The organism is Microcystis wesenbergii FACHB-1317 (assembly GCF_014696875.1).
Taxonomy (GTDB): Bacteria; Cyanobacteriota; Cyanobacteriia; order Cyanobacteriales; family Microcystaceae; genus Microcystis; species Microcystis wesenbergii_A.
In genome coordinates this window covers 1-3993 of the sequence record NZ_JACJQV010000141.1, presented here as the reverse complement: position 1 = coordinate 3993, position 3993 = coordinate 1, and the positions used below count along the sequence as shown (strand labels likewise).

Sequence of the window (3993 nt, the reverse complement as noted above, 5' to 3'; positions counted from 1 at the left end):
AGATTAGTTATTGTCACTAACTCTTTTGATTAGAAAAAGATAAACTTGAGAATTTTCATTCAAATTTATTGACTCAAAATCCGCTGTACTTAATTTAAATGAATCAACCCTACGATGTCGGGGGGGCAGGGGGGTGGGGGTTGGGGGGGGTGAGGGCAATTAACCATTTCTGGCATTACTTGTAAAAAATGTTATAAGTAACTGAAAGACTTCACCTTCAAACCTTTTCAAATAGGGACAAAAAGCTAAATAGAACAGACAAAAAGCCTGTTCTATCCCTTAGCAGAAAAAAACTTAAACGGTCATGATATCTTTTTCTTTTGTCGTTAATAAATCCTCGATTTTGGCGATAAATTTATCGGTGGATTTCTGCACTTGATCCTGTAAATACCTGGATTCATCCTCAGAAATTTCGTGACTTTTCTCCTGTTTACGGATAGCATCGATCGCATCCCGGCGAATATTGCGGATCGCCACCTTTCCCTCTTCGGACAATTTTGCCGCTAATTTGACCAATTCCTTGCGGCGATCGCTAGTGAGGGGAGGGATATTTAAACGAATGGTCTGACCGTCATTACTGGGAGTTAAACCCACGTCCGAGAGAGAAATCGCCTTTTCGATCGCCCCCATACTGGTACGATCAAAGGGTTGAATAGCGATCGTGGTTGCGTCGGGAGTGCTAATCGTCGCCAGGGACTTGAGGGGAGTTTCCATGCCATAATACTCCACCACGATCCGATCTAAAAGAGAAGCATTTGCGCGGCCGGTACGAATCGTATTAAAAGCTCTCTGGGTTGATTCGACGGTTTTCTGCATATGGTCTTGAACTTCAGCTAACTTCACAGAATCCTCCTACCAATGTTCCAACGGGTTCACCTTTGACAGCGCGAACAATATTACCTGTCACCGACAGATCGAAAACGACTATCGGGATATTATTTTCCTTGCACAGAGCGATCGCCGTTCCGTCCATCACCCGCAGATCATGGGTCAGCACATGACCGTAGGTGAGACTTTGAAAGCGTCGCGCATTAGGGTTGTGAGAGGGATCGGAATCATAAACTCCATCCACTTTCGTCGCTTTAAACACCACTTCCGCATCGATTTCGGCAGCGCGCAAGGCTGCCGTGGTATCGGTGGTAAAGAAAGGATTACCCGATCCCGCACCAAAAACCACTACCCGACCTTTTTCCAGATGACGGATTGCCCGCCGGCGGATGTAGGGTTCAGCTAATTCCTGCATCGCAATCGCTGTTAATACCCTAGTCGGTACTTGCGCTCGTTCTAGGGCATCCTGCAAGGTCATAGCGTTCATGACTGTTGCTATCATACCAATATAATCGGCCGTGGCCCGATCCATGCCAGCCGAGGCGGCTTTCACCCCGCGAAAAATATTGCCCCCACCGACCACGATCGCCAATTGGATGCCTTGGTCAACCACTTCGGAGATTTCCTGGGCGATAGCGGAAACCACCATCGGGTCGATCCCATAGCCGAGATTGCCCATCAGGGCCTCCCCACTCAGTTTTAATAATACCCGCTTGTACGCCATGCCCTTACTACCACTCGCTAAAACAAGATCTAGATAATTTTTGTCTCCCCATAAGATAGCAGGTTTTGGCCTTGATTTAAGCTGACCAGTTTACTCTCCCCCGAGGCCGACAAGTTAAGATTAATAAATCTTTTCGTTGGGAAATTAGTATTTAGTGATACCTTTGTTATTAAGGGAAGCTTAGTTTTATTGAGAATTAATAACCGTGGTCAGCGATCGATTACTATTGGTTAACAAAAACAATCAAAGGGCTGCTAAAATCGATACCTTTGATTGGGTGTATGGGTTTCAGGATGGAACTCGTCTGATGGGCAAGGTTTGCGGTTACTTAGATCCCGATAGTAATCGTCTTCTCGATCCCGAAAACTGCAGCGCTATCTACCAGAATGTTCGGGGACAAGTCCTTAGTCGTTGGCAAGCTGGAGATTTTATCGCTTTTGAACTAACCACCACCGGGGAAGATCTCCTGATCGTGGCTTCTAATGATAATTGTGTCAGTAATAGTCTCTGTTTGGTTTCGGGGATTAGTCGCAGCTGCGCCCAAGTTAGCGATGAAGGAAAATCCCTCGTCCGGGAGGTTTTTCAATACCCGGCTTGGTCTTTGCAGGGCGATCATAGCAATTCTAAGCCGGCTTTCAGTTGGAATTGTTCCGTATCTCCCTTTTTCCCCTTTGTTTCCCTGCGTTTTAATCTCCAGTCCACCAGCAGCAAAAAATTCTATCGTTGGACGGTTTCCCCCTATTTTCCCTTTTGTCCCCTCTTAGAAGTGGGAGAATCCCTTGCCTAATTAGCCTTCTCTATTCTTTTGCAAATAATCGACTAATGCCCATAATCCTAAGCGATAGCTTTCGGCCCCAAAACCGCTAATCTGTCCAATAGCTATATCGGCAATGTAGGAATGATGACGAAAAGACTCGCGTTTGTAAATATTGCTTAAGTGGACTTCCACACAGGCCATTTTTGTGCCTAAGAGTGCGTCACGGATGGCGATACTGGTATGAGTATAAGCTCCCGCATTAATCAAAATACCGTGCTGCTGACCCCATGCTTGCTGAATCCAGTCCACTAATTGCCCTTCTTGATTGGACTGGTGTGCGGTTAAATTCACCCCTAAACGGGTAGCTTCTTCGCTTAAAAACCGGTTAATCGTCTCTAAATTAACGTTACCGTAGAGATTCGGCTCTCTTTTCCCCAATAGGTTTAAATTCGGCCCGTGCAGAACCAGAATGCTTAGTTTATTCACCAATCTCCCCCATCTAGACCACGAGAATTAATCTTATCTCGATCAGGGACTATTGCCGATCAATAACATTTTTGCTGCTACGGTAATCACCGCACCAATAGTAGCACTGAGCGCACCGACGATGATCGGCAGAATCAGACCTCGGAATCCCTGGAGGTCGGAAATAGCTTTAATCATGGTAGCCTGTTCATTTTCCACCTTTTCGAGTCGTTTATCCATCCCTCCGACTTTCTCGGTTAAAGCAACCAATCCTATCGATTTAACTTGTTCATTTTCCACTTTTTCCAGTCGTTTATCCATACCTACGACTTTCTCGGTTAAAGTAGCTAATCCTATCTCTACTTTATTTAATCTTTCATCGATTCTGTCAAAGCGCTCATCAATCTTGTCAAATTTTTGATTAACGTCCCTTTGTAGATTATCTATTTTTCCCTCGATCCTGGTCAGAATAGTTTCTAGGGAATAAGTGACGGTTTCTCCGGACATTCTGGTAAACTCCCCTTAGTTTTATCTTGATCCTTCTCCCATTCTCGCTTTATCGATGGGAGACTACCCTTTAATTATCACCCCAAAATATAGCGCCAGTGTTTGTTTCCCCAGCAGATACCGGCATCTGTCCCCTTTTGTCGATTAAATTTGTTAGATTTTGGAGGAGAAATGTTAACTTATTTTAAAATTTATGCTGACCAGCACTGCTACCCATCCCGTCGGGGGAACAGATATCGATCGCTTTGATTGTCGTCAAGTTTGGTATCCTATCTACTACGTCAAAGATTTAGACAAAAAGCAGCCCCAACGCTTTACCCTACTAGAAGAGGATTTAGTGATTTGGTGGGACAAAAATCAGCAAGAATGGCGGGTTTTCGAGGATAAATGTCCCCATCGTCTCGCTCCTCTCTCAGAAGGTCGTCTTAACGAAAGCGGACATCTAGAATGTCCCTATCACGGTTGGTCTTTTTCCGGAGGGGGAGACTGTGAATTTATTCCCCAACAACCGGCAAACAGTCAAGCTAACACCTCTCGACGCGCTTGTGTGCGGTCTTTACCCACGGCTATCCGTCAGGGATTATTATTCGTTTATGCGGTTGACACTCCCCGCTCTAAAGAGACGGGGATTCTTGGTTCACAGAGATTACTTGCTTAGACAGAATTGCTTCTGAAAAAGTAGAGGTATTCTCTCCCCAAGCGTTTATTGGAT

General features: G+C 45.2%; 5 protein-coding genes and 1 pseudogene. 2 read left to right on the top strand and 4 right to left on the bottom strand.

From position 1 onward, the window contains the following. Positions 1-294: 294 nt before the first annotated feature. Positions 295-816, bottom strand: a complete 522-nt coding sequence (gene frr / locus H6F92_RS12160; RefSeq protein WP_199308202.1) for a ribosome recycling factor — start codon at positions 814-816, stop codon at positions 295-297. Positions 817-829: 13 nt separating this feature from the next. Then, on the bottom strand, positions 830-1552 hold the full coding sequence (pyrH, locus tag H6F92_RS12155; protein ID WP_002762234.1) for a UMP kinase: 723 nt from the start codon (positions 1550-1552) through the stop codon (positions 830-832). Positions 1553-1757: 205 nt separating this feature from the next. On the opposite strand from pyrH, the gene H6F92_RS12150 reads away from it, so the two are divergent. Beyond that, complete coding sequence (locus H6F92_RS12150) at positions 1758-2339, top strand: hypothetical protein (protein WP_190358028.1); 582 nt, start codon at positions 1758-1760, stop codon at positions 2337-2339. On the opposite strand, the gene aroQ is transcribed toward H6F92_RS12150, so the two are convergent. Beyond that, a complete protein-coding gene (gene aroQ, locus H6F92_RS12145) occupies positions 2340-2795 on the bottom strand; it encodes a type II 3-dehydroquinate dehydratase (protein WP_190358027.1) in 456 nt (151 codons plus the stop codon). 42 nt (positions 2796-2837) lie between these two features. After that, the gene (locus H6F92_RS12140; protein WP_190358026.1) at positions 2838-3281 is read right to left on the bottom strand and encodes a hypothetical protein; all 444 of its coding nucleotides are present in this window, start codon (positions 3279-3281) and stop codon (positions 2838-2840) included. A 193-nt stretch (positions 3282-3474) separates the two neighbouring features. Between H6F92_RS12140 and H6F92_RS12135 the strand changes: the two are divergent. Further along, positions 3475-3912: pseudogene (locus H6F92_RS12135) on the top strand (Rieske 2Fe-2S domain-containing protein); the annotation flags it as partial. Positions 3913-3993 lie beyond the last annotated feature (81 nt).

Coding starts and splice junctions, on each gene's coding strand:
- frr (WP_199308202.1), bottom strand. CDS start 816: ATGCAGAAAACCGTCGAATCAACCCAGAGAGCTTTTAATACGATTCGT.
- pyrH (WP_002762234.1), bottom strand. CDS start 1,552: ATGGCGTACAAGCGGGTATTATTAAAACTGAGTGGGGAGGCCCTGATG.
- H6F92_RS12140 (WP_190358026.1), bottom strand. CDS start 3,281: ATGTCCGGAGAAACCGTCACTTATTCCCTAGAAACTATTCTGACCAGG.